The following is a 24,819-nucleotide window of genomic DNA, read 5'->3' as shown; positions in this document are numbered from 1 at the left end:
AGTGCGACTGTCAGGTACGGGTTCGGGGCGGCCGCGCCCGCTGGTGCTGTTCCTGGTTGTCGTCCTCGTCGGGGTGGGCGGTGGTCTCGGCGTCCGCTTCCTGCGCGACCTGCGGCAACCCGGGCTGCTGCCCGTCCGGGTGGTCTTCACCTCGTCCTCCGCCGAGATCTCCGTCGAGGGGAAGCGGGAAGGGGGCTGCGTCGAGGTGGCGGCGCTCGGCGAGTGCCTGCCCGTGGTCCGGGTGATGCAGGAGCCGGACAAACCCCTACGGGCTCTCTCGCTGACCGGGGTCGTGTCGCCGGGAATCACGCTGTTGTACTGGGGCTGCCGCGAAGGGGCCGGCGTTCCCGTCTGCACGCCCGCTCCGCAGCAGGGAGACGACGTGGTCTGCGCCACCACCTCCAGCGAGAGTGACCTGACGGCCAGCGCGGCGTGCATGGAGCTGAGCGGCGCCGCTGGCATCCGGAACCCGGGGGCCGGCACCCAGGTTGTCCAGTTCGCGCCGGTGACCCGCGACGGCGCACCGGCTGCGGGCTACCACGTCACCGATCTGAGCGCGGAGCACCGGGCGGACCGGTGCTCTCCCGCCTTTTCGGCGACCGCACCGGACATTGTCTCGTGCCTGCCCTTCACCCTCGGCGCGCAGGCCTGCTGGATCGAGGCGGACCGCACGAAGCTACTCTGCGGGACGCCGGGCAGCAACCGTCTGTTCCGGTACGGAGCGCGCAAGGCGCTGGCCACCACCAACCCACCGTCGGAGGAACGGCGTAACCCGCTGCTGATCGAACTGCGGGACGGCGCCAGGTGCACGGCGCGGTGGGGCGGTGGCGGCCCACACCCGCTGCTGCCCGACCAGCTCACCGCGCGATACCACTGCGGCGGGCGGGGCATTGTCGTGCAGGGACCGGACGACCCCCTGATGTCCCGGACGGAACCGTACTGGACGGTACGGGTCATCGATCTGGCCAGTGGCGATGGTGCTGCCGCTCAGCCGCACGAGGTCGCCTCCGTGTACTACGCGGGGCGCCCGTGATCGCCGGTCACCGCGCCAGCTCGACGATGGTCGAGGAGCCGCTGGTGTCGCGCCCGTACGTGACGCCGTACTTCGGCACCGCGCGCCAGCCGACGGTGCGGAACGGATCACCCGATTCCAGGTTGACGACCACCGTCTCCCGGCGACCGTCCTGGGTCACCTCCAGCACCAGCTCCCACTCGTACAGAACCGGCCGTCGGGTCGCGCCGACGACCTCGAAGACCAGCGGCTCCCCCTCCCCGGCGAACCGGTTCTCCACATCGGTGAAGACCCGGCCGGTCGGCTTGCCCTCCCGGTCGGCGGTGAGGGCGTCCTTGTTCGGGGAGTCCAGGTCGATGTGGACCACGTCGACGGGCCCGCCGCCCTGGCGAGGGATCACCAGCAGCGTCCCGGCCGGTGCCGCCCGCTCCGACCGGATCCGGGCCCGCATCGACTCGATGTGCACCGGCTGCTTCCGATTTCCGGTCAGGGTCACCCGGTACCGCGACACGGAGACACAGTCCGGGTAGCAGAGCGAGCTCACCCGTACGCCACCGAGCTCGGCGAGGCGCTCGCTTTTCGCCTTCTCATGTTCGGCGATCCCCTGGCTGGACCCCGCGGTCGGCCGGGCATTGAGGAACGAGAACGTCTCCACCGGTAGCTCCGCCGGGAAGACCCAGGTGGTGCCGTCGGCGTCCTCGCGGAACGACTCCCGGACCGTGATGTGGAAAGCCGCCTCGCCCAGCTTCATCGGGTCGGTCGCGTCATCCTCGTGCTGCTTGACGGAGGGCGCGAACAGGTAGGTCATCCACCCTGCCGCGAGCACGCCGATCAGGGTGATCGCGAGCGCGTTGACATTCTGCCGTCGAGGCGACACCTGATCTGCCGGTCGGGAGGACGATCCACGCGTCATGCTGCGACCACCTTCCATCCGAGAGCAGCCAATAGCCATCCTGTCAGCGATCGGCTACTCCGAGCTAGCCTCAGGAAGGGAGAAACGGGGCCACACCTCGGCTGCCAACCTCGCCAGCGTTCCGCCTCGCTCGTCGATCGCCTCGACAGACCACGCCTCGCGCACGGCGATGGAACCATTGATCTGGAGCTTGGACTGCTCGGCGAAGGCAGGCCGCTTCACCGCCCAACCAGCGTTGGACACGGAACCGTTGAACGTCGGCGTGACCAGAGTGAGATTGCCGATCCGGTGGATCGCCTCGTCCCGGCGCTGCGCCTCGATGAGTTGGCCGGCGTCGTCTGCTGAGTGCAACGGCCAGTGCTGCCGCCACTGCCTGGGCATGACGTGCTCGATCTGCAACTTCTCGTACTGGAAGGTGGCCGGCTCGGTCTTCGGGTTGGACTCCTGCAGGTGCTGGTCGATCGCGCCGAGCACCAGGCGGATCCGCTCCTGGGTGAGGTTTCCGTAGAACTTGCGGGTGGCGAACGCCTTCACCAGTTCGTCGTCGTCCGGCCAGAGCGTGTTGTCCACACCGCGCAGCACCCGTAGCGCGGCGTCGACGATCAGCGCGTGGTCGGCCGGCGCCTGGTCGGTCGCAGCCCGCAGTACGTCGACGAACACCTTGCCGTAGCCGCGGGTGTTGGCACCGACCAGCAGCCTTCGGACGACCCAGGATTCGACGGCGCGCACCACCAGCGCATGGCTGCGCGCCGTGAGGTGGTCGGGCGGCAGCGTGCGCAGCCACATCAGCAGTGGGGTGGCGGTGGTGATGCCCAGAGTGTCGAGTCGCTGGTACGACCGCCGAAGCGTCTCCGACTCGGCGGGCTCGGCACCGACGACCACCCGGTACGCCCGTCCGAAGCCGTGTAGCTCGGCCAACACGTCCACCGTCTTGCGATCCGCGCGGTCCAGGTAACCCCGGACCTGGCTGTAAAGGTGGCTGACGCTCGCCTCCGACCTGGAAACGGCGGTGAGCCATCCCGAGAGCAGTACGTCTCGACGGCCGCGCTGGGCATGCCCCCGCCCGACCTCCGCCTTCCACCACTGCTCGTCGAACGGTGCCCAATAGGTGTCGTAGACCTTCTCCAACTCCTTCTCATCGCAAAGTTCCCCGCGAAGGAAGAGTAGGTTCTTCACCAGGTCGGCGGCGGAGAGGGGAGTCTGCCGTCCATTGAGAACCTCGAAGATGACCTGGGCGTCGTCGTTGTCCTCGAGGTCGATGACGACCAGTTTGAACAGGTCGAGCAATGCGTCGACGAGAACATCGAGGTGCTCTGGTTCATCCTGTACCGCCGCACGTGTTCTTTGAGAAAAGTAGCGGCGTGCCTGCAGATAGAGGTGGTCGCCTTTGTCGGGGAGGATGTCAGCCATCGCCACCGGCCACACCTCACGGTCCTTACGGCGCGGCCAGAGCTTGTGCCGTTCCTCGGGTGAGTCGACGATGTCGGGATGGTTCTCCAGCAGCCGGCGGACCTGCCTGGCACGAGGTGAGTCGTGTTCCATCAGCACGTCCAACACACCCCGTAGAACGAGCTGAACGGTCGTCAGCCGCTGTTGGCCGTCGATCACGGCTCGGAGGTCGAGCCCGCCAACCGCGGCGGCCAGCTGATCGCAGACGATCGCACCGAGGAAATGGGGTGGCACCTTCTTGTCAGCCTTGGCCAGCGGATCGCCACTGGCTGCCGCCTGCTGGCGCGCCTGGAACAGACGGTCGGCGGTTTCCGCGAGGTCGTCGAAGAGTAACTGCCACTGACCCTCGAGAGTCCATTCGTAGTCGCGCTGAAACGTGGGAATGACGTACCGGCGATCCTGCGTGAGGATCTGCTTCAGTGAGTAGGTGTTGGCATCCACCGCCAGCAACACGCCTTCCTGGTGGGGCGCGTACGGGTCGAAACGCACGCTTCGGTCATCAGGTCACGACTGTTGAGCGGACATGCTCGCAAAGTCGCGGCTGCCGAACAAGGCCGGGAGCGATCCGTCGTTGATTTGACAGCAGCGCCGGTGGGAGAGCCTGGCGGGTGGTGCCATCTCTGATCCTCCCTTCGGTCATCAGATGGCATGGCGGTCGCCTCAGTCGGTGCGGGCACGGCGTTTCTCGGTACGGTGAACGGCATGTCTTCGCCCACCTCCGCGCCCCTGCTCCGGGAGGTCATCCACATCCCGGAGCGCACGAGCACCAGCGACTTCGTGCTCAAGCTCGCCGACAGCGTCGCCGACGCCGACGCCACCCTCCGCGAGTATGTCGTCACGGACCGGTTGCTGGGGAATTTCGACGAGGCGCTCGGGTTGATCCGTTCGGCGGTCGAGGGCCACGCCTCCAAGGCCGCGTACCTGCACGGCTCGTTCGGCTCCGGTAAGTCGCACTTCATGGCGGTGCTGCACGCGCTGCTGCGCGGCGAGCCGGCCGCCCGGGGCCGCGACGAACTGGCCCCGCTGGTGGCCAAGCACAGCGTCTGGCTGGACGGGCGCAGGTTCCTCCTGGTGCCGTACCACCTGCTCGACGCGCGGTCGCTGGAGCAGCGGGTGCTCGGCGGCTACGTCGACCGGGTCCGGGCGCTGCACCCCGACGCGCCGATTCCGGCGGTGCACCGCACCGACGCGCTGCTGGCCCAGGCCGCCTCGCTGCGCGAGAAGATCGGCGACGAGCAGTTCATCGCCGGGCTGCCCGGTGGGGACGTCGAGGACGAGTGGGGTGACACGGAGGCGTTCTGGACCCCCGAGCGGCTCGACCAGGCGTTCGGCGCGGACTACCGCGACGAACTGCGTCGCAAGCTGGTCAACGACCTACTGACCAGCTGGAATGTGGGCTTCTTCAGCAACGCCCGGGAGGACGCCGAGGCGTTCATCTCCCTCGACCGGGGCCTGACCGAGATCAGCCGGCACGCCAAGGAACTCGGGTACGACGGGCTGATTCTCTTCCTCGACGAGCTGATCCTCTGGCTGGCCAACTCCATCGGTGACCAGCAGTTCGTTTCCCGGGAGATCCAGAAGATCACCAACTTCGTGGAGGGCGGCGACACCCGCCGGCCCATCCCGGTGATCAGCTTCATCGCCCGGCAGCGGGACCTGCGCGAACTCGTCGGTGAAGAGGTCGTCGGCGCCAACGAGCTGAGCTACCAGGACACCCTCAACCTGGCCAGCGGGCGGTTCGACGTGATCAAGCTGGAGGACCGCAACCTTCCCGAGATCGCCCGCCGCCGCCTGCTCAAACCGCTCACCGACGAGGCCGCCGAGGCGATTCGCAAGGCGTTCGACGCCACCACCAAGGTACGGCGGGAGGTCTTCGACACCCTGCTCGGCACGGACGCCGCCAGCGGCGCGGACGTGGACGCCTTTCGCTCGACCTACCCGTTCAGCCCGGCCTTCGTCTCGACCCTGGTGCACGTCTCCAGTGCCCTGCAGCGCTCGCGGACAGCGTTGAAGCTCATGCGTCAGCTTCTCGTCGACCGCCGGGAGACGCTGCGCCTGGGGCAGCTCGTGCCGCTCGGCGACCTCTACGACGTGATCAGCGGCGGCGGCGACCAGCCCTTCACCGAGAAGCTCAAGGTCGAGTTCGAGATGGCCCAGAAGCTCTACGACCTTAAGCTGCGCCCGTACCTGCTCGGGCAGCACGGCCTGACCGACGACGACCTGGACGCCGCCCGCCGGGGCGACCCGTTGCCCGCCGAGACGGCCGGCCGGGTACGCGCCTTCACCGGCGACGACCGGCTGGTCAAGACGCTGCTGCTGGCCGCCCTGGCACCGAGCGTCCCGGCGCTGCGCAACCTCACCGGGCGACGCCTGTCGGCGCTGAACCACGGCAGCATCACCAGCCCGATCCCCGGCGGCGAGGTGGCCCAGGTCAACCGCAAGCTCGCCGACTGGGCCGGCCAGTTCCCCGAGATCCGCATCGGGGAGGGCGACGACCCCGTCGTCTCCCTGGAACTGGTCGGCGTCGACGTCGACAGCGTGCTCGCCACCGCCAAGCACTACGACAACGAGGGCGCCCGCAAGCACATGGTCCAGCGGCTGCTCTGGCAGCAGCTCGGGGTGCCGTGGAGCGACTCGTTCTTCACCGAGGCCAGCCTGACCTGGCGGGGCAGCCGGCGCGTCATCGAGCTGGTCTACGGCAACGTCCGGGACCCCCACGACATCCGCGACGAGACATTCCACCCGAACGACCCCGCCGGCTGGCGGGTGATCGTCGACTACCCGTTCGACGACGGCAGCCACGGCCCGGCCGACGACCGGCAGCGCGTGCAGGATCTGCTCGGCCGGACGACCGCCCGCACCGTCTGCTGGATCCCGGCGGCGCTCACCGTGGAGCGCCGCAACGAGCTGGGCAAGCTCGTCATCATCGACAAGCTGCTCGAAGGCCAGCGGTTCGACAGCCACGCCGAGCACCTCAACCCCGACGACCGGCGGCGGGCCCACGGCGCGCTCACCAACCAGCGCAGTGCGCTGCTGGCGAAGATGCAGGGCGTGCTGCGCCAGGCGTACGGGCTGGCCACCAAACACCCGACCGATGTGCAGCTCGGCTTCGACGACCACCTCCAGTCGCTGACCCGCGCGCTGGAACCGAAACTGCCGATGGGCGCCACCTTCAACGACGCCCTGCGCAGCATCGGGGACCAGATGCTCAGCGAGCAGTACCCGGCGCACCCCGACTTCGACCCCGACCGCAAGGGTGACCCGGTACGACAGCAGGAGGTCAAGGTCGTCCTCGACCACGTCCGGCGGGCGGTCGAGTCGCCGGAGGGTCGCGTCGAGGTGGAACGGGCGCACCGGCAGACCATGCGCCGCATCGCCAATCCGCTGAGGTTGGGCACCATGCACGAGGCGGCGTTCGTCATTGAGGGGGAGTGGTCCCAACACTTCCACCAGAAGGCCGCCAGCGAGGGCATCGGCGGCGAACTGCGGGTGACCGACCTGCTCCGGTGGATGGACGACCCCAAGGCGCGGGGCCTCGACCCGATCGTTGCCCAGCTGGTGGTGGCGACCTTCGCCGAGCAGACCGACCGGGGTTTCTACCTGCACGGCAGCCCGGTCAGCCCGGAACTCGGGAAGATCACCGGTGAGTTGACCCTGCGCGAGGAGAGTCTGCCCGGCGAGGAGGACTGGGAGCGAGCGCGGACGCGGGCGGGGGCGATCTTCGGTTTCCAGCCGGTCGCGCTGCGCCGGGGCCGTCTCGTGGCGATGTTCGGCCGTGACCTGGTTGCCCAGGCCGCCCGCCACAGGGAGGCCGCACACCAGCTCGTCGGCGCGCTGGAGACGTACGCGAAGTGGCTGGGGATCGACCGGGACGCCGAGGCGGGCCGCCTGGCGACCGCCCGGGCGTGCGCCGACCTGCTGGAGAGGCTGGCGAATGGACGGTCGCCGGCGGAAACCGTCGAACGCCTCGCCCGCGCCGAACTCGGCGGGCCGGCCGACCGTGCCGGTAGGAGCATCAAGAGCGCCGCTCAGGTGTGCGCGGCGCTGGCGGCCACGTCGTGGGAGAACTTCGACATCATCGCCGGGCTCGATGAGCCCTTCGCGGCCGAGGCCACGGCGATCCTCGCGCAGCTGCGTCAGGTAGGGGCGGCGGACGAACTGACCGCACCGCTCGCCCCGGCCCTCGATCGGGCGCAGTCCGCCGCGATCGCGCTCATCCGCCGGGCGACCCGTCGCAGCGAGTCGACCGAGGAGCGAGCGGGCACCGGCTCGGCGCCGCCGCCCCGTGACGACCGGCCGGGTCGCACCGTCGTGACGGGACAGGCCACCGCCTCGGCGGCCGAACTCGATCAGGCTCTGGACGAGCTGCGTACCGCCGCGATCGCCCACCCCGCCGGCACCATCGAGGTGACCTGGAGAATCGTGTCGTGACACAGGCAGCCGCACGGTCGCAGGCGCCGCGGGTCAGCCCGGTGGCACTGCACCAAAAGGTGGTGCAACAGCTCGACCGGCACCGCAACGGTGACCCGTACCCGGTCATGGTGCTGCGCGCGGAGCCGGCCTGGCCGCACGAACCGACGCTGCCGCTGCCCGACGGGCGGCTGGCCCGGGTCGCGGCGTGCGTGTCGCCGCTGGCCGTCTGGGAGCGTCTCGTCGCCGACCGTGCCGACGAGGTGCTGGTGCTGCTCACCGATGTGCCCGAGTCGCGCCTGGGGCTCGGGGTCCGCAGCCGCATCTTCCGGCAGCAGGTCATCACCGTCGAACCCTGGGATCTGGTGGTCGAGGCATTCGGCGCGCACCTGCCAGACAGCGCCCTCGAACAGGAGTCGTGGGCCGGGGAGGCCCTGCTCGACGCCATGCCCCCCGCCGGCTGGCCGAGGCTCAGCAGCCGGGTGCTGACCCGCGACGTGGCGCTGCGGCACCTCGCAGCCGTCCGGCTCGGCCTCGAACGCCGGGATGAGAACTCGGACGACCTCGACGTGGCTGCCCTACTGCGGTGGAGCGCCGAACCCGCAGCGGTGGACGCCTTCGCGCTGCTGCGGGCCGCCGAGCGGGACGGCCTGACGAACTGGCTCATCGAGCAGTTCGGTCGCCCCGCGCGGGCCCTGTTCGCCCTGGTGGCCGCCGGGCACGGGGCCGACGCGCTGCCGCTCGGCCTGGTCTGCGACGCGGTCTGGAGCACCGACGCCGCCGACGCCGGGCGGATCCAGGGGCGCATCGACCAGCACTTCGGTCACCTCAACGACGACGCCACCGTACGGAGCTTCGCCGAGGCGGCCGTGCAGGTGGTCGCCGGGCTGCTGGCCGCCCCCGGCGAACGCGGCCGGGGCGACTCCGCCGCACCCCGCCGTCAGGGCCACGCCGTCCTGCGCCGGGCAGAGGAACTGCTCATCCAGTTCGGCGCGACCGGCATCGCCGGGCACAGCGCGATCCTGCGCACCGGATTCACCAGGAGAGTCGAGGCGGTGTCCCGGGCGCTGCTGGCCGGCCTGGACGACCCGACGGACCCCGCGCTCGACCAGGCCGTCCAGGCGCTGGACGGGCATCTGCTGGCCGAGTCGGAGGCCGGCCGCATCCACCGGATCCGGATGGCGCAGCGACTCGTCCGGTGGCTCGCCAGCGACGTTCCGCCGCCGGCCAGCGTCGCCGACGGCGTGCAGCGACACATCGAGGAGTGGGGCTGGGTCGACCGGGCCCTTCACCAGGTGTGGGCCGGTGACGACATCCACCCCGACCTGCGGGCCGCGTTCCGGGCCGTCCACGACCGTGCGCAGCAGCGGCGCCGCGACCTGGACGGCGCCTTCGCGCGCCGGCTGGCGGCATGGGCCACCGCCGGGCCGGGTAACGACGGTGATCTCCTCACCATCGAGAACCTCCTCCCCACAGTCGTCGAGCCGTTGATCCGTGCGCAGCGTCCGGTGCTGCTGGTGGTCCTCGACGGGATGAGTGCGGCCGTGGCCGCCGAACTCGCCCAGGAACTGTCCCAGCAGTGGGTCGAATACGACCCGCTCGGCGGGCGGGCAGCCGGTCGGCGTCGCGGTGTCGTGGCCGCCCTGCCCACGCTGACCGCAGTTTCCCGGACCTCCCTCTTCGCCGGGGCGCTGCGCAGCGGCAACCAGGACACCGAGCTGCGCCTGTTCGCCGAGGGACGGTGGGGGGCCGGCGCCAGGATCTTCCACAAGGGGCCGGCCCGGGGCAGCGCCGGGGAGGTCTTCTCCGAGGAGATCCGCACCGCGATGGCCGATCCGGCACGCCTGGTCGCGGTGGTCATCAACACCGTCGACGACGCGCTCGCGTACGGCCGGGAGGGCGACGAACCGGGCTGGCAGCTCACCGACGTCGGGTTCCTGCGCAGCCTGCTCGATCTGGCCAGCTACACGGGCCGCGCGGTGCTCATCACCAGTGACCACGGCCATGTCCTGGAACGCGACGGCGAGTACGTGCGGTCCACCGATGCGGTGTCGGCGCGGCACCGTACCGGCCCGGCTCCTGCCGGCCCGGGTGAGATCGAACTGAGCGGCCCTCGCGTGGTGGCCGAACAGAACCGGATCATCGCCTTGTGGGACCCGCTGCGACGGTACCGGCCGACCAGGGCTGGATATCACGGCGGCGCCTCGCTGGCCGAGGTGACCGTCCCGCTGCTGGCCTACCTGCTGCCCAACGTCAGCGACGTGCCCGCCGGTTGGGTGCCGGTCGAGGGGCGCCGGCCCGAGTGGTGGCAGCCGCAGGTGGGCGCGCCGGCGGTGAGCCCCCCCGAGCCGGCCCGGGCACGGGCACCGGGGTCCCGGTCGCGCCGCAAGCCCCCCGTCGTGACCGGAGATGCCCTGTTCGACGTGCCGCAGCCGGCGCCGGCACCTGCCGCGACCGGTGGGAGCGACCTGGTCACCGCCCTGCTCGCGACCGAACTCTTCGGTGCCCAGCATGGACTGACCCCGCGTCGGATCGACCGTGGGAAGATCGAGGCGGCCATGCGGGCGCTGGTGGAGGCCAAGGGCGTGCTGCCGGCGGCGGTGCTGGCGCAGCGGGCCGGGGAACTGCCGGCCCGGGCCGGCGGGTTCGTCATCACTCTGCAGCGGATCTTCAACGTCGACAATTACCCGGTTCTGTCCCTGATCGACGATGGTCGGACCGTGCGGCTGGACATTTCGCTGCTGCGTACCCAGTTCGGGCTGCCGGACGGTGACGCATGAACGGGGTGAGCCCGGCCCGGCGCCGGGCGGTGATCGACGCCCTGCGACGGGGCGCTGTCCCCTCGGCCGGACTGGACCTCCTCGCGGTGGGGCTGCATCGGTTCGACACCGCGGTGAGCGAGGACCTGGACGCGGTCGCCGCCGGTGGCGCGGTGTTCAAGGCCGTTCGCGGCGAGTACGGCTCCGGTAAGACGTTCTTCACCCGCTGGATCGCCGAGCGGGCGAAGCGCGCCAACTTCGCCACCGCCGAGGTGCAGATCTCCGAGAACGAGACACCGCTGCACAAGCTGGAGACCGTTTACCGGCGGCTCACCGAGCGGCTCACCACGGCGGCCTTCCCGCCCAGCGCCCTCCGGCCGGTGGTGGACGGCTGGTTCTACGCCTTGGAGGAGGACGTCCTGGCCGCCGGGGAGGTGGCACCGGACGATGTGGCGGCCCTCGACCGTGCCGTCGGGGTGCTGCTCGACCAGCGGCTTGCCACGGTCAACCGCAGCGCGCCCGCCTTCGCCGCCGCGTTGCGCGGCTACCGGCGTGCCTCGCTCGCCGGTGACCACGCCACCGCCGACGGGGTGCTCGCCTGGCTGGGTGGGCAGCCCCACGTCGCGGCGTCGGCCCGCCGGGTCGCCGGTGTCCGGGGCGACCTCGACCACTTCGCGGCACTGAGTTTCCTGCAAGGGCTGCTCGTCGTGCTGCGCGACAGCGGGCATCCAGGGCTGCTGCTGGTGCTCGACGAGGTGGAGACATTGCAGCGGGTTCGTTCCGACGCCCGGGACAAGGCGCTCAATGCGTTGCGCCAACTGATCGACGAGGTGCACTCCGGCCGGTTCCCCGGCCTCTACCTGCTGATCACCGGCACCCCGGCGTTCTTCGACGGGCCGCAGGGCGTGCAGCGCCTCGCCCCGCTGGCTCAGCGGCTCGCGGTTGACTTCACCACTGATGCCCGCTTCGACAACCCCCGCGCGGTGCAGATCCGCCTCACCGGCTTCACCATCGACTCCCTGGTCGAACTCGGCGCCCGGGTCCGGGACCTGTACGCCGACGGTTCGGCCGCACCGGAGCGGGTCGCGTCCCGGGTCGACGACGCCTACCTCGGTAACCTGGCCCGGGCGGTCGCCGGCGGGCTCGGCGGGAAAGTGGGCGTCGCGCCGCGGCTGTTCCTGAAGAAGCTGGTCGGAGACGTGCTCGACCGGGTTGACCAGTTCGACACCTTCGATCCCCGACAGCATTACGCCCCCACCCTCACCGCGACCGAGCTGACCGACGTGGAACGCAACGCCAGCTGGGCCGGCGACATCGCACTCGATCTCGCCGCCGACAGCTGATGGACGCTGACCTGCTGCACCCCGTCGTGCTGCACCATGTGGTGAACACGCTGCAATGGCCGGGCCTGCGCCCTCTGCAGGAGTCAGCGGTGCGCCCGCTGCTGGACGGCGACGACGCGCTGCTGCTGGCACCGACCGCCGGCGGGAAGACCGAGGCGGCGATGTTTCCCCTGCTGTCCCGGATGGCGGAGGGAAACTGGTCGGGCACCTCGGTGCTCTACATCTGCCCGCTCAAGGCGCTGCTGAACAACCTGCTGCCGCGACTGGAGACGTACGCCGGCTGGCTGGGCCGCCGCGCGGCCCTGTGGCACGGCGACGTGACGGCGGCCCAACGGCGCACCATCCTGCGCGACCGACCGGACGTGCTGCTGACAACGCCGGAGTCGCTGGAGTCGATGCTGGTCAGCGCCACCGTCGACGAGGGGGGATTCTTCCGGCAACTCCGTGCGGTGGTGGTGGACGAGGTGCACGCCTTCGCCGGCGACGACCGGGGCTGGCACCTGCTGGCCGTGCTGGAGCGGCTCAGCCGGGTGGCCGGGCGGCCCTTGCAACGGGTGGGCCTCTCCGCCACCGTCGGGAACCCCGGGGAACTGCTGGCATGGCTGCAGGGCTCCGGACGGGGACGGCGAACGGGCCACGTGGTCGCCCCGGGCACCACAGCGACCACCACAGCGCCGGCCGGTGAGGTCGAACTGGATTACGTGGGGTCGCTGCACAACGCGGCCAAGGTGATCGCAGCGCTGCACCGGGGTGAGAAGAGGCTGGTGTTCTGCGACTCGCGGGCGCTGGTCGAGGAACTCGGTCAGCGGCTGACCGCGCTCGGCGTCCGCACGTACCTCTCCCACGCGTCGCTGTCGGCCGAGGAGCGTCACCGGGCCGAGGAAGCATTCGCCCAGGAACGCGACTGTGTCATCGTCGCGACGAGCACGCTGGAACTGGGTATCGATGTGGGCGACCTCGACCGCGTCATCCAGATCGACGCTCCGCGCAGCGTCGCGGCCTTCCTCCAGCGCATCGGACGGACCGGACGACGAGTGGGCAGCACCCGCAACTGTCTGTTCCTCGCCCTCGACGGCGACGGACTGCTGAGAGCGGCCGGGTTGCTCCTGCTGTGGCAGCAGGGATGGGTGGAGGCCGTCGCCGCGCCACCGGAGCCCCGGCACATCGTGGCTCAGCAGGTGCTCGCCCTGGCGCTGCAACGGCACCGGGTGGGCGACCGGTTGTGGCCGCAGGAGTGGAACGGACTGGCACCCTTCGACCGCAGTGCCGAGGTGATCGTGCGCCACCTGGTCGAGCACGGTTACCTTGATGCCGACTCCGGCATGCTCTTCATCGGTCCGGAGGCCGAGCGGCGCTTCGGACGCCGCCACTTCATGGACATGCTCGCGGTCTTCACCGCTCCACCCCAGTTCACCGTGCTGTCCGGACGAACCGAGATCGGCTGGACCGACCCGGCCCTGCTCACGGCGAAGGTCGAGGGGCCCCGCCTGCTCCTGCTCGCCGGCCGAAGCTGGCGGGTCACCCACACCGACTGGAAGCGGCGGCGCTGTTTCGTCGAGCCGGCGGACGGCGGAGGAAAGGCGTTGTGGATGACCGGTGGGTCGCCGCAGGGGCTGTCGTACCGGATGGTCCGGGCGATGCGCGACGTGCTGCTCGGCGCCGAACCGGCGGTCATGCTCACCGCCCGGGCGAACACCCGCCTCGCGGCGCTGCGCGACGACACCGATGCGGCAGTGCATCCCGGCGGGTCCGTCATCGTCAGGGACCGGGAGGGCGAGGTTCGCTGGTGGACGTGGGCCGGCTTCCGGGCCAACGCCACCCTGATCGCCACCCTGAACGACCTGGCCGACCCGACCCAGCGGTACGACGACGCCTGCATCCGGCTGCGCCACGACCTCGACCGCGAGATGTGGCGGACGGCGACGGCGGACGCGGAGCAGCGCATCTGCCTGCCGGACGTGACCGAGAAGGCGCTCGCGGGGCTGAAGTTCAGCGCCGCGCTACCACCTCGACTGGCCAGCGCGACCCTCGCCGCCCGGCTCGCCGACGTCGAATCGGCGGCGGCGGTGCTGCGCGAACCGGTCCGGTTCGCCTACCTCTGACACGGGTCAGGTGGGCGTCGCGCAGTACGTGCACTCGTGCCGTTCCGACCAGTCCTTGCGGGCCAGCGTTCCCGGCGGGATCACCCGGTGCCCGAAGTGCTGGCGGACCGCCATCCGAAATGTCCACAGCGCCTCGGCGAACTCGTGGTACGACTCGTGCCCGGCGGGCGAGCGTAGGTCGGAGCCCGCGCCGATCAGCTTGCGCATCGCCACCAGGCGGTGGAAGACCACCTCACCGGCCACCACCAGGTCCGGTGTGCCGGACATCAGCAGCCGCTCGCGCGCCTGGTACGCCCCGGCCTCGGTCATCGCCACGCTGGCCGCCTGCCGGTCGCCCGCTGGCACGGACCGCAGCGCCGTGTGCGCCGCGTCCAGGGCGAGTGCGAAGTCCACGCAGGTGCGCCAGCGGTCCAGATCGCGGTCCCGTGCGCGGGTGTCGCGTTCCCGGCGCAGGTCGACCAGGAAGCTGCCGGAGAGCGCGATGAGCGCCCCCGCCCCGGTGCTCAGCAGCGGCATCCAGTCCACACCCGACATCCTGCCACCCGGCGGCGACACCACGGTCACCCCGACCCGACGAATAACGCGGGGCGCTCGGCCGCCTCCGCCCGCTATGGTGCGCCGCATGCGTCTGGAGCCGATCACCCAGGAGAACTACGAGGCGGCGCTCGCGCTGTCCGTCCACCCCGACCAGGAGGACCTGGTCGAGCCGGTGGTCAAGTCGCTGGCCGAGGCGTACGTCTACCCGGAGTACGCGTGGCCGAGGCTGATCTACGACGGTGATCGGCTGGTCGGTTTCCTGATGGCCTTCCTCGACATCCCCTGGAATCCCGACCGTGATCCCGACGACCGGCGCTCCGGCCTGTGGCGGCTGAACATCGCCGCCGAGGCCCAGGGCAACGGCTACGGTCGGTTCGCCGTCGAGGCCGTCTGCCGGGAGATCCGCGCTCGCGGCGGCACCCACGCGTACGTCACCTGGGAGCCGCGCGACGGCGGACCCGAGCCGTTCTACCTCAGGTTGGGCTTCCGGCCGACCGGCGAGCGCAGCGGTGGCCAGACCGTCGGCGTCCTGGATCTCTGAGTGCGGGGCCGCGGGAGTGACGACGGGCGCTCGGGGAGCCCCCGTTCGGCTGCCGACCGTCGGCGGACATCGGACGTTCATCGATTAGTTTCGGCGTGGGCCTGTACGCCGGCAGGCCGCCGCGTCGAGACTGCTGGACGAGCATCTTCGATGTCCCACGTTCTGGAGGCACCGTGGACCCGTCCGCCCCGCTGATCCGCCTGCGCCGATTGGTCGGCACGTTCGCCCTGCTCGCCGCGATGGTCGCTGCGGCACTCGTCGGCCCGAGCGTGGTCGCGCCGACGGTGACCGACTCCGCCTCGGCCGCCGTCTACAACTCCTGCACGATGGCCCGCTGTGCGGACGCCCGCACCGCCCGCTCCGGCTGGGCCGCGAAGGGCTTCCCGACCAGCCGGGGCTGGTACGCCTGGAGCGGCGGGCTGTCCAACTTCGCCGGTGGCCGGTTCTACAACCGGGAGGGCCAACTGCCGGCCGACGCCACCTACTACGAGTACGACGTCTACCCCCGCGCGTACGGGGCGTCGCGCGACGCCTACCGGATCGTGGTCAACAGGAGCACCGGGAAGACCTGGTTCTCGCCCGACCACTACGCGAACTTCTACCTGCTCTGACAGCGCCCCGCGGTCGGGCCGGGACCAGCCGGCCCGACCGGTGGAAGGATGACCGGATGCGCACCACCGAACCGCCGCCGTGGCTGGAACTGACCGCCGAGCAGGGCGACGGTACGGGCGTCGTCCCGGGTGCCGCCGCGCGGACCCGCGCCGAACTGTTCACCCGACTGGCAGAGACCCTCGACCTGCCCGGGTACTTCGGGCACAACTGGGACGCCCTGGCCGACTGCCTGCTCGACCTGGTCGAGGCCGGTCCGCTCGCCCTGACGGTCGAGGACGCCGACCAACTCCTCGGTGACGAGCCGCCCGCGCAGTTGGTCGCCCTGCTCGACGTCTTCGACGATGTCTGGTCGCACGGCCGTCACCAGGTTCGGGTCGTCCTGCGCACCGCGCCCGAGCGGCTGCCCGAGCTGCGTCGCCGGGTCACCGCCGGTTGACGCCGCCGCGCATCGGGCTTGCGGCCACCATGGCGGGGTGGACCTGGAGCTGACCGCCCCGGAGAGGGCGCTCTGGGCGGCGTTCCCGCGCCAAGGGCCTGGTCGACCTCACCGACTCCGAGGACCGTACGGTGCGGGCGGCCGTCATCCGGGCCCTGCTGCCCCGGCGCGGCGTCCGCCGAGCCGGGGCAGCTCGCCGCCCTGGCCCTGGTGGGCGCCGAGATCACCGGCGCGCTAAATCTCTCCTACGCGGAGACCCGGTGCGGCTGAGCCGCTGCGACCTCACCGACCGCTTCGAGCTTGTCGGCGCGCGGACCCGGGAGATCGACCTGGCCGGTTCGCGGCTGGCCGGGATCTGGGCCGACAGGGCCGTCGTGGAGGGCTATGGCTACCGGCCCACCCTGGCTGCGCTCTGGCTGGTGGCGCTGGCCGCCGTGGGCACCGCCGTCTTCACGGCCGTGCCGCCGACCCCGCTGAACCCGGCGAGCCCGGTGCGGTTCCGCGCGCCCGTCTACACGGTCGACCTGCTGCTGCCGCTGGTGGACCTGCGCCAGGAGTCGGCGTTCGAGCCGGTGGGGGAGACGGTGTGGGTGGCGTACGCGTTGATGGCCTGCGGGCTCGTCCTGGTCACCACCATCGCGGCCGGGACCACCCGGGCACTGCGCCGGACCTAGTTCGGCGCGTCGAGGATCGCGTTGAACCGTTCCTCGGCCAGGTCGAGCTGGGCGAAGATGTGCCGCTTCACCGGTGCCGGCAGGGGCGTGTCGGGTCGGGAGATCAGGTCCCGGAACACCGGCACCAGCGGTCGGTACTTCGCCGCGGACCGGGCCACCTTCGGACCGATCGTGTAGACCAGGCCCAGCCCGTTGTCGGTGAAGTCGGAGACCTTGATGACCCGCGCCCACGGCTCCCGTTCCAGGCTGGCCGCCACATGCTCCCGGTACTGGACGTGCCGGTCACGGTCGGGGTCGTACTGCGGATTGGTGACCGCGCCGACCAGGCGGGCGACGCGCGGACCGAACCGGGCGGCGAGGGCGGTCAGCGCCGCCGCTGTCGGATCGCTGGCGCCAGGGCCGGCCAGTTCGTCGGGATGGTCCTCCACCGTGTCGTGCAGCAGACCGGCGACGATCACGTCGACGTCGCGGACCTGATAGTGGTGCATCATCCGGATCGACACCCGCAGCAGGTGGTTCAGGTACGGCTCCCGCGCCCGCCGGTCGTCGCGGTGCAGGTCGGCGGCGAGGTCGAGGGCCTCGGTGAGGCGGTCCCGGGCCGCCGGGTCGAAGGCCCGGATCTCCAGCCGGAACCGCGCCAACAGGCCGCGTTCACCGTGGATCTCGGTGATCGCGTGCATCGGCATGGTGGCGAGGTACGGCGGGAGATCCATCCCCCACTTATAGCCGATCTTCGTTGTCCCGAGGGGGCGGCGTCGGATGGACGACGTGCGATGCGCGGTGCTCGTCGATCGGAGGCGCCAGATTTCAGGCGCGCTCGAAGGTGAGGTCGAAGTCCTTCCGCCAGGACTTGCCCGCGTCCTCGGACGCCTCCCAGCGGCCGAGAATCCGGTCCTTCTCGACGTCGGCGATGAACCGCTGGTGGAAGTCCGGGTCCTCACGGGTCATCGTCCAGTGCCCGTCGTCGAAGGTCATGGCAAACTCGCGGCAGACGCCGCGGTCGTCCTGGTAGAGCGCGACGAACCGATCGTTCGCGTCGCTGCGTCCGAGGACGAGACCCATCTCGGAACGCGGCTGCCGGCCCCCGCCGAACTCCGACCGCGCGACCAGTAGCGACTCCCCGAGCCACTCGATCGTGGTGGTACCCGGCACCTCGGTGCCCGGTGGCTCGAGAAAGAAGGCATCCGACATCCTCGTCGCCCATTCGCCGACGAGGCCGCCCAGCTTCGCCATCTGGGTATTGCGGCCAACGCACGGTCAGCCCAAGGGCTGCGGGCAGATCAAGCTCGCTCCCCGTGCCGCTCGCGTCGCGGCGTGGTTGTTGTGACGCGAACCAGCGGAGTCCGGGATAGTCTTGGCGTATATGGCTACCTATCGCAGTGCCTCAGTGCTTCTTTCCTCGGACGGCACCCGGACCCCCGGCACCGCCGCACTCTTCGCCGAGCCCGCCCGCAAGGGTGGGACCCCGCCGTGGGCAGGTGACTTCCGACCCGCCAACAGCGCCGGCCATGGCCCCAAGAACGCGGTCGGGAAGACCTTTACCTTGGAGCTGCCCGACGGCAGCACCGGCAAGGTCGTGGTCCAGAGCCTCAAGAGCGGGAAGGGAGGCGTCGTGCTGGCGTTGATGGGCGAGGACGCGCCCCCCTTCTGATGAGAGAAGCAAGAAAGCCTGGCGCTTCTCACCGAATCTGGTCCGCTGCTGGTCGGCCGGCCGTGTCAGTTCACCTCTGCTGAGAACCCACACACCCTTCGGTGGTGGGAGGGTGGGTCGCCGCGCTGAGCGCCAGGCGCGACGGCCCACCTCCTGCGATACGCATTGCGCGGTGCGTACCCGGGCCTACAGCGGCAGTCGGTCCGCCCCGGCCAGCGCACCGACCACGAGCGGGACCGTCGGCGCGGGCAGCACCGCACCGGCACGCAGTCGCGGCGTCCAGCCGGCGTCGGAGTCCAGGCCCGGGTCGTGGGCGGCGTTGTACGCGGCGACCAGGTCGACCGGGCGGGGCAGGCCGCCGTGGGCGCGTACCCAGTTGCCCCGGGTGGTGACCGCGGTGCCACCCCAGTCGTAGAGCAGGTCCCCGGCGGTGATGCCGGCGCCGAGGGTGAAGTGGTTGTTCTCGGCGTACACGGCGGACTGCACACCGACGCCGATGGCGTACGCGAAGCCCTCGCCGGCGAGGCGGTACCAGTTGTTGTAGACGTCAACCTGACCGAACCGGACCCGGGGCAGCCGTTGCAGGACCCGGTCGAAGAGGTTGTGGTGCAGGGTCACCCTCAACCGGCCGACGTCCGGGCCGACGGTGTTCGACGAGCCGATCAGCATCAGCTTGTCCCGCCCGACGAACCGGTTCCACGAGGCGGTGACCAGGCTGGCGGTGTGCGTGATGTCCAGCGACCCGTCGTGCACCTGGTAGGGGCGACCAAAATGGACCGGCTGGGCACTGTCCGGGTTGTCGCCGTCGGTGAAGGTGTTGTGGTCGACCCAGACGTGCTCGCTGCGGCGTACCGAGATCTGGTCGTACTGGGAGTTCCAGTTGCCGGTGTCGCCGTCGGTGGGGGACCAGGCCGGGAAGCAGTCCCGGGCGTCGTCGAAGGTCAGGTTGCGGACGATCACGTTGTCAGCCCCGTCGATCATCAGGGTCAGCCCGGTCAGCCGGGCCGCGGGCAGCCCGACGATGGTGGTGTTCGGACCGACGTTGATCTGGGTCTGCCTCGTCTGCCGGGACACCGAGCGCACCCGGGCCGCCTCCAGCGCCCCGCTCGGCGGTATCCGGCCCCACACCGCCGGGTCGTACGCGGTCAGGTAGGCCGGCAGCGAATACGCCGGGTCGGCGAGGTCGGTGCAGTCGAGCAGGGTGCCGTCGTCGGCCTCGAAGCCGTCCACGGTGCCGTCGACGACGATCACCTTGGGGGTGTCGTTGCTCTTGTTGGTGGCGTTGTCGCCGCCCAGCGCGCGCACCAGTTCGGCCCGGGTACGGACCAGGTGCACCTGGTCGGCGGTGGCCGCCGCACCGCCGGTGGTGCCGACCCCGTCGGCGGCCCAGCCGTCACCGGGAGGCAGGGTCTGCCGGGCGAACGCCTCGGCCCAGCGGGGCGGTGACGCGGTGGGGTCGGGCGCCGCGGTCGCCACCGCGCCCGGCACGAGGACCAAGGAGAGGGCGACCAGAGCCGCCCCCGTGAGTCGTGGACGCATGAGTGCTCTCCGAGATGTCCCAGGTTTGCCGTACGTCGTCCGCAGCCCGCGCAGTGGGCCGGGTCAGTCGTCTCCTTCCGTCAGATCTGCGCGTACCGGCGGCACCGCCCACGGCACCGCCAACTCCGACAGCAGCGCACCCTGCTCGGCTGCCTGGCGCAGGACCGCGTTGACCCCGCGTACCGTCACCGACCGGTCCGCTCCGGTCCCGTTGACGCTCACCAGGTCGCCGTCGAGCAGCGTCGGCTCGGGAGCGGCCTGGACCGCCTCCAGCACGGTGGTGAACGGCGCGGTCCGGGCCAACGGCGCGATCAGCGGCACCCCCCTCGGGTCGGCCCGGTGCGCCACCAGGTTCTCCAGCAGGCCGCGCCGGCCCGGCACCGTACGCGGCGCGTCGTCACCGGGCAGCAGCAGCCGGTCGGTCGGGTACTCCAGCACCGCCCGGCCCGCGGTGCCGGTCACCACGACCTCCCCGGCGACGAACTCCTCACCGGCCAACGTCACCGCGGCCACGATCGGCGGCCCGGCGTGGCCGACGACCCGCAGGGCCGCGGTGTCGTCCACCTCGATCGGGCGGACCCGGTACCGCTCCACCTCGATGCGGGCCGGGCGCACCGGGGCACCGACGACGCTCTCGGCCACCGCCAGGCACTGCATCACCGCGTGCGCCAGCGGGTTCGCCAGCGCCCCGTCCAGCACCGGCCGCCCGTCCAGGCTGCGCCGCCCGGCCCACGGGGCGCGGGCGTAGTAACCGTCGGCGCGCTGCCACGCCGCGACCGTGCCGATGCCGGTGACCGTGCCGAGCACACCCCGCCGGATGGCGGCCGACAGCTCGGCCAACGCGGCCGAGCCCAACGCCTGAAAGCCCACCTGACAGGCCCGACCGGTGTCGGCCAGCGCCGCCACCAACGTCCGGTGCTCGGCCATGTCGAGCACCGGCGGCTTCTCCAGCAGCACGTCCGCGCCGGCGGCGAGGACGTCCAGGGCGATCGGCAGGTGGGTGTGCGGCGGAGTGCAGACCACCACCACGTCCGGCCGGGCCACCGCCAGCATCTCCCGGTGCTCGGTGTGCACCGTGACGTCCGCCGGGACCGGCGCGGCGGGCTCGTCCTCGATCGGACGCACGTCGACCAGCGCCACCAGCCGTACCCGGCCGGCCTCGTGCAGCGCGGCGACCACCCGCCGGTGCCAGCGGCCGTGCCCGTTCGCCCCGACGACCGCCACCCGGGGCAACCCGCTCACGAGACACCCGCCAGGGTGCCCGCCGCCCCGTACTCGCGCAGGGCGGTCAGCCAGCCGGTCACCTCGGCCCGCACCTGGTCGTCCTCGGCCAACGCGGCCGGGAAGACCTCACGCAGCGCGAAGACCGCGTCCACCGTGCCCGCCGGGGTGTCCGGGGCGGCGGCCAGCGCGGCCCGGATCCGGTCGGCGAGCGGATCGTCCAGCGGCAACTGCCGCCCGTCGTCGGCCTGCCCGCCGAGGAACCGCAGCCAGGCCGCCACGACCAGCGACCCCCAGTGCGCCGGTCGGCCCTCGGCGCGCAGGTCGGCGATGGTGTGCAGGACCCGTTGCGGCAGCTTCTGCGAGCCGTCCATGGCCACCTGCAGGGTGCGGTGCCGGATCGCCGGGTTGGCGAACCGGCCCAGCACCTCGTCGCCGTAGTCGACCACCCGGACCCCGTCGGGCGGGGTGAAGCTGTGTGCCACGTCCTCGGCGACGAACCGGCGCAGCACCCCGATGAGGCCGGGCAGGGCCAGGGCCTCGGCGATGGTCTCGCAGCCGGCCACCGCACCGAGGTAGGCCACCGCCGAGTGCACGCCGTTGAGGCCGCGCAGCTTGAGCCGCTCCCAGGGGCCGGCGTCGTCGGTGAGCACCGCGCCGGCCCGCTCCCAGGCCGGTCGACCGCCGGGGAAGTCGTCCTCCACCACCCACTGGGTGTAGGGCTCCGCGGCCACCGCCGCCAGGTCGCTCACCCCGAGGGCGGCGCGGGCGGTGGCCAGCGTCTCGTCGGTGCTGGCCGGGACGATCCGGTCCACCATGGTGCCGGGGAAGGTGACCTGCGCGGCGAGTCGCTCCAGCGTCGCGTCCGCGACGCCGGCCAGGACCAGCGCCTGCCGCACCAGCTCCCGCAGTCGCCGCCCGTTGGCGGGCAGGTTGTCGCAGCTGACCAGCGCGATCGGTCCGGCGTCGGCGGCGTCGCGGGCGAGCAGCCCGCGCACCAGCAACCCGGGTACGGTCTGCGGCGGGCGGTCGGTGGTCAGGTCGAGGGTCAACTGCGCGTCGGCGCGCAGCTCCCCGCTGACCGGGTCGAGTTGGTACGCCTTCTCCGTGACCGTCAGCGTCACCACCCGGATCGCCGGGTCGGCGAGCAGGGCGACCACCGCCGACGGGTCGCTGGCCGCGTGCCGTACCCCGGCCAGCGACCCGATGACCCGGGTAGCCGCGGCCTCGGCGGAGAGGGTGCTGACGCTGAACAGGCCGTCCTGCGCCGCGAGGGCCCGCACCAGCGTGGTGCTGCGCGGGGCGACCCCGACGATGGCCCAGTCCCCGCCGGCCGCGCCGATCGCCGTCTCGGTGTACACCGCCTGGTGGGCGCGGTGGAACGCACCCAGCCCGAGGTGGACGACGCCGGCCGCCACCGTGCCGGGACGCACCAGCGGCCGGCTCTCGGCGGGTAACCGCCGCAGGGTGGCCAGGCCGAGCAGCTCCGTGCTGACACTCACCGCCATGCCGGACCCTCCGGGAAGCGGAACCCGGCGACCGACTCCGGCTTCATGGTGGTGCTGTAGCCGGGGGCGGTGGGCAGCAGGTAGCGGCCGCCGCGGGTGCGCACCGGGTCGACGAAGTGCTCGTGCAGGTGGTCGACGTACTCCACCATCCGCCCCTCCAGGCTGGTGCCGACGCGCAGGAAGTCGAACGCCGTCAGGTGCTGCACGTACTCGCACAGGCCGACGCCCCCGGCGTGCGGGCAGACCGGCACCCCGAACTTCGCCGCCATCAGCAGTTCCGCCAGGACCTCGTTGACCCCACCGACCCGGCAGGCGTCGATCTGCATCACGCCGATCGCCTCGGCCTGCAGGAGCTGCTTGAAGATGACCCGGTTGGCGGCGACCTCGCCGGTGGCGACCCGGCACCGGCCGCCGGTCAGCTCGGTGACCGCCCGGGCGATCCGGGCGTGACCGAGCACGTCGTCGGCGTGCGTCGGCTCCTCGATCCAGTACGGGTCCACCTCGGCCAGCGCGGTCATGGTGGCGATCGCCTCGTCGACGTCCCAGACCTGGTTGGCGTCCATCATCAGCAGCGCGTCCGGGCCGATCTCGGCGCGGATGATCCGGGCCCGGCGCAGGTCGTCCTCGGGCGCGCCGCCGACCTTCATCTTCATCGCCCGCCACCCCTGGGCGTACGCCTCGCGGGTCAGCGCCCGGACCTTGTCGTCCGGGTATCCCAGCCAACCGACGGAGGTGGTGTACGAGGGCAACCCGTCGCGTTCCAGCTCGGCGAGCCGGTCGGCGAGGCCGTCGCGGCCCTTGTCCAGAATGGCCGTCGCCTCCGCCGGGGTGAGCGCGTCGGTGATGTGGTGGAAGTCGACGTTGGCCACCAGTTCCTCGGTGGACAACTCCGCGAGGTAGCGCCACATCGGCTTGCCGGCGAGCTTGGCGCGCAGGTCCCAGACCGCGTTGACCAGCGCCCCGGTGGCCATGTGGATGACGCCCTTCTCCGGGCCCAGCCAGCGTAGCTGCGGGTCGGCGACGAGCGACCGCCAGAAGGCCACCGGCGCGGCGGTGATCTCCTCGACCGTGCGGTCCCGCACGTGGTGGGCCAGGGCGCGGACGGCGGCGCAGGTGATCTCGTTGCCCCGACCGTTGGTGAAGGTGAACCCGGCGCCCGTCGGGCCGCCGTCGGTGCGCAGCTCGACGTAGGTGGCCGAGTAGTCACCCCGGTTGATCGCGTCGGAGCCGTCACCGGCCGCCGCGGTGGGGAAGCGGACGTCGTGCACGTCGACGCCGGCGATCCGGACACTCATGAGAAATCCCCCAGTTTGAAGACCTTCTTCGGCAGCCGGTACGCCAGGTCGACGATGGTTTCGGCGGCCTCGTGCTCGGTCAGCCGGTGTTCGGCGACCAGCCGGGCGAGGAAACCGGCGTCGACTCGGCGGGCCACGTCGTGGCGTACCGGGATGGAGCAGAACGCGCGGGTGTCGTCGACGAAACCGGCGGTGTTGTAGAAGCCGGCCGACTCGGTGACCGCCTCCCGGAAGCGCCGCAGCACCTCGGGGGAGTCCAGGAACCACCAGGGCGCGCCGAGGTAGAGCGCGGCGTAGCCGCCGGCGAGGGGCGCCAACTCGCGGCTGAAGGTGTACTCGTCGAGGGTGTAGACCACCACCCGCAGCCGGGGGTCGTTGCCGTGGGCGTCCAGCAGCGGGGCGAGTGCGTGCACGTACTCGGTGGCCTGCGGCACGTCGCCGCCGACGTCCCGGCCGTGCCGGGCGTACAGCCAACGGTTGTGGTTGCGGGCCGCGCCCGGGTGCAGCTGCAGGACCAGCCCGTCGTCCAGCGACATCCGGGCGAACTCCACCAGCATGTGCGCCCGGAACGCCTCGGCGTCGGCGGCGTCGGCCGCACCGCGCAGGCCCTTGTCGTACAGGGCGGCGGCCTGCGCCGGGTCGAGCACCAGCGTACGGGCGGTGGGGTGGCCGTGGTCGGAGGAGGTGGCCCCGGCCGCGATGAACGCCGCCCGCCGGGCGCGCAGCGCGGCCAGGTAGCCGGCGTACGTCCCGGTGTCCTCGCCGGCGATCTCGCCCAGCCGGTCGACGTTGTCCCGCCACCGGTCGAACTCCATGT

The 24,819-nt window shown here is 71.6% G+C and carries 20 protein-coding genes; 10 read left to right on the top strand and 10 right to left on the bottom strand.

All coding sequences use genetic code 11. From position 1 onward, the window contains the following. Position 1 precedes the first annotated feature (1 nt). Positions 2–1,033 carry a hypothetical protein gene (locus E1166_RS11815; RefSeq protein WP_132338414.1) on the top strand — a complete coding sequence of 344 codons (1,032 nt, stop codon included), beginning with the start codon at positions 2–4 and terminating at the stop codon, positions 1,031–1,033. A gap of 7 nt (positions 1,034–1,040) precedes the next feature. Here E1166_RS11815 and E1166_RS11810 read toward each other — a convergent pair whose 3' ends face one another. Beyond that, complete coding sequence (locus tag E1166_RS11810; protein ID WP_132338412.1) at positions 1,041–1,925, bottom strand: hypothetical protein; 885 nt, start codon at positions 1,923–1,925, stop codon at positions 1,041–1,043. Between the two features lie 54 nt (positions 1,926–1,979). Next, a complete protein-coding gene (locus E1166_RS11805) occupies positions 1,980–3,863 on the bottom strand; it encodes a DUF262 domain-containing protein (RefSeq protein ID WP_207914181.1) in 1,884 nt (627 codons plus the stop codon). A gap of 213 nt (positions 3,864–4,076) precedes the next feature. On the opposite strand from E1166_RS11805, the gene E1166_RS11800 reads away from it, so the two are divergent. Genes E1166_RS11800 through E1166_RS11785 form a run of 4 tightly spaced genes read left to right on the top strand, consistent with a single transcriptional unit; the run spans position 4,077 to position 13,988 of the window. Next, the gene (locus E1166_RS11800) at positions 4,077–7,805 is read left to right on the top strand and encodes a phage resistance protein (RefSeq protein WP_132338410.1); all 3,729 of its coding nucleotides are present in this window, start codon (positions 4,077–4,079) and stop codon (positions 7,803–7,805) included. 41 nt (positions 7,806–7,846) lie between these two features. Next, positions 7,847–10,564 (top strand): BREX-2 system phosphatase PglZ, encoded by a 2,718-nt coding sequence (gene pglZ / locus E1166_RS11795; protein ID WP_132338408.1) that lies wholly within the window; start codon positions 7,847–7,849, stop codon positions 10,562–10,564. After that, positions 10,561–11,886, top strand: a complete 1,326-nt coding sequence (gene brxD, locus E1166_RS11790; RefSeq protein WP_132338406.1) for a BREX system ATP-binding protein BrxD — start codon at positions 10,561–10,563, stop codon at positions 11,884–11,886. The genes pglZ and brxD overlap by 4 nt, the downstream gene beginning before the upstream one ends. Further along, positions 11,886–13,988 carry a DEAD/DEAH box helicase gene (locus E1166_RS11785; protein ID WP_132338404.1) on the top strand — a complete coding sequence of 701 codons (2,103 nt, stop codon included), beginning with the start codon at positions 11,886–11,888 and terminating at the stop codon, positions 13,986–13,988. The genes brxD and E1166_RS11785 overlap by 1 nt, the downstream gene beginning before the upstream one ends. A 6-nt stretch (positions 13,989–13,994) precedes the next feature. On the opposite strand, the gene E1166_RS11780 is transcribed toward E1166_RS11785, so the two are convergent. Next, a complete protein-coding gene (locus E1166_RS11780; protein WP_132338402.1) occupies positions 13,995–14,522 on the bottom strand; it encodes a hypothetical protein in 528 nt (175 codons plus the stop codon). An 88-nt stretch (positions 14,523–14,610) separates the two neighbouring features. Between E1166_RS11780 and E1166_RS11775 the strand changes: the two genes are divergently transcribed. The 4 genes from E1166_RS11775 (at position 14,611) to E1166_RS11760 (ending at position 16,788) form a co-directional block, all read left to right on the top strand. Next, on the top strand, positions 14,611–15,066 hold the full coding sequence (locus E1166_RS11775) for a GNAT family N-acetyltransferase (RefSeq protein WP_132338400.1): 456 nt from the start codon (positions 14,611–14,613) through the stop codon (positions 15,064–15,066). Between the two features lie 239 nt (positions 15,067–15,305). Further along, positions 15,306–15,677: a ribonuclease domain-containing protein gene (locus E1166_RS11770; RefSeq protein WP_132338438.1), complete on the top strand. Its 372-nt coding sequence runs from the start codon at positions 15,306–15,308 to the stop codon at positions 15,675–15,677. A 56-nt stretch (positions 15,678–15,733) separates the two neighbouring features. Further along, entirely contained in the window at positions 15,734–16,114 is a 381-nt protein-coding gene (locus E1166_RS31500; protein WP_207914179.1) for a barstar family protein, read from the top strand. Between the two features lie 260 nt (positions 16,115–16,374). Continuing rightward, positions 16,375–16,788, top strand: coding sequence for a hypothetical protein (locus tag E1166_RS11760; protein WP_132338398.1), 414 nt, complete (start codon positions 16,375–16,377; stop codon positions 16,786–16,788). Here E1166_RS11760 and E1166_RS11755 read toward each other — a convergent pair. Continuing rightward, on the bottom strand, positions 16,785–17,501 hold the full coding sequence (locus E1166_RS11755) for an HD domain-containing protein (RefSeq protein ID WP_132338396.1): 717 nt from the start codon (positions 17,499–17,501) through the stop codon (positions 16,785–16,787). The two genes, E1166_RS11760 and E1166_RS11755, sit on opposite strands and share 4 nt — an antisense overlap. Positions 17,502–17,595: 94 nt before the next feature. Then, complete coding sequence (locus tag E1166_RS11750; RefSeq protein WP_132338394.1) at positions 17,596–18,021, bottom strand: hypothetical protein; 426 nt, start codon at positions 18,019–18,021, stop codon at positions 17,596–17,598. Between the two features lie 154 nt (positions 18,022–18,175). On the opposite strand from E1166_RS11750, the gene E1166_RS11745 reads away from it, so the two are divergent. Next, complete coding sequence (locus E1166_RS11745) at positions 18,176–18,439, top strand: hypothetical protein (RefSeq protein ID WP_132338392.1); 264 nt, start codon at positions 18,176–18,178, stop codon at positions 18,437–18,439. A 186-nt stretch (positions 18,440–18,625) separates the two neighbouring features. Here E1166_RS11745 and E1166_RS11740 read toward each other — a convergent pair whose 3' ends face one another. The 5 genes from E1166_RS11740 to E1166_RS11720 form a co-directional block, all read right to left on the bottom strand. Beyond that, positions 18,626–19,978, bottom strand: coding sequence for a pectate lyase (locus E1166_RS11740; protein ID WP_132338390.1), 1,353 nt, complete (start codon positions 19,976–19,978; stop codon positions 18,626–18,628). Between the two features lie 63 nt (positions 19,979–20,041). Next, a complete protein-coding gene (locus E1166_RS11735) occupies positions 20,042–21,220 on the bottom strand; it encodes a Gfo/Idh/MocA family oxidoreductase (protein ID WP_132338388.1) in 1,179 nt (392 codons plus the stop codon). Beyond that, entirely contained in the window at positions 21,217–22,707 is a 1,491-nt protein-coding gene (locus E1166_RS11730) for a mannitol dehydrogenase family protein (protein WP_207914177.1), read from the bottom strand. The genes E1166_RS11735 and E1166_RS11730 overlap by 4 nt, the downstream gene beginning before the upstream one ends. Beyond that, positions 22,698–24,002, bottom strand: a complete 1,305-nt coding sequence (locus E1166_RS11725) for an enolase C-terminal domain-like protein (RefSeq protein WP_132338384.1) — start codon at positions 24,000–24,002, stop codon at positions 22,698–22,700. The genes E1166_RS11730 and E1166_RS11725 overlap by 10 nt, the downstream gene beginning before the upstream one ends. Next, positions 23,999–24,819, bottom strand: an 821-nt coding sequence (locus E1166_RS11720; RefSeq protein ID WP_207914175.1) for a glucuronate isomerase, incomplete at its 5' end; no start/stop codon positions are given. The genes E1166_RS11720 and E1166_RS11725, both read right to left, overlap by 4 nt.

Origin of the sequence: Micromonospora sp. KC213, assembly GCF_004348325.1 — a bacterium.
In the GTDB taxonomy this organism is placed as follows: domain Bacteria; phylum Actinomycetota; class Actinomycetes; order Mycobacteriales; family Micromonosporaceae; genus Micromonospora.
Note: the sequence above shows the minus strand (reverse complement) of the source record. Positions and strands in the feature narration are given on the sequence as shown.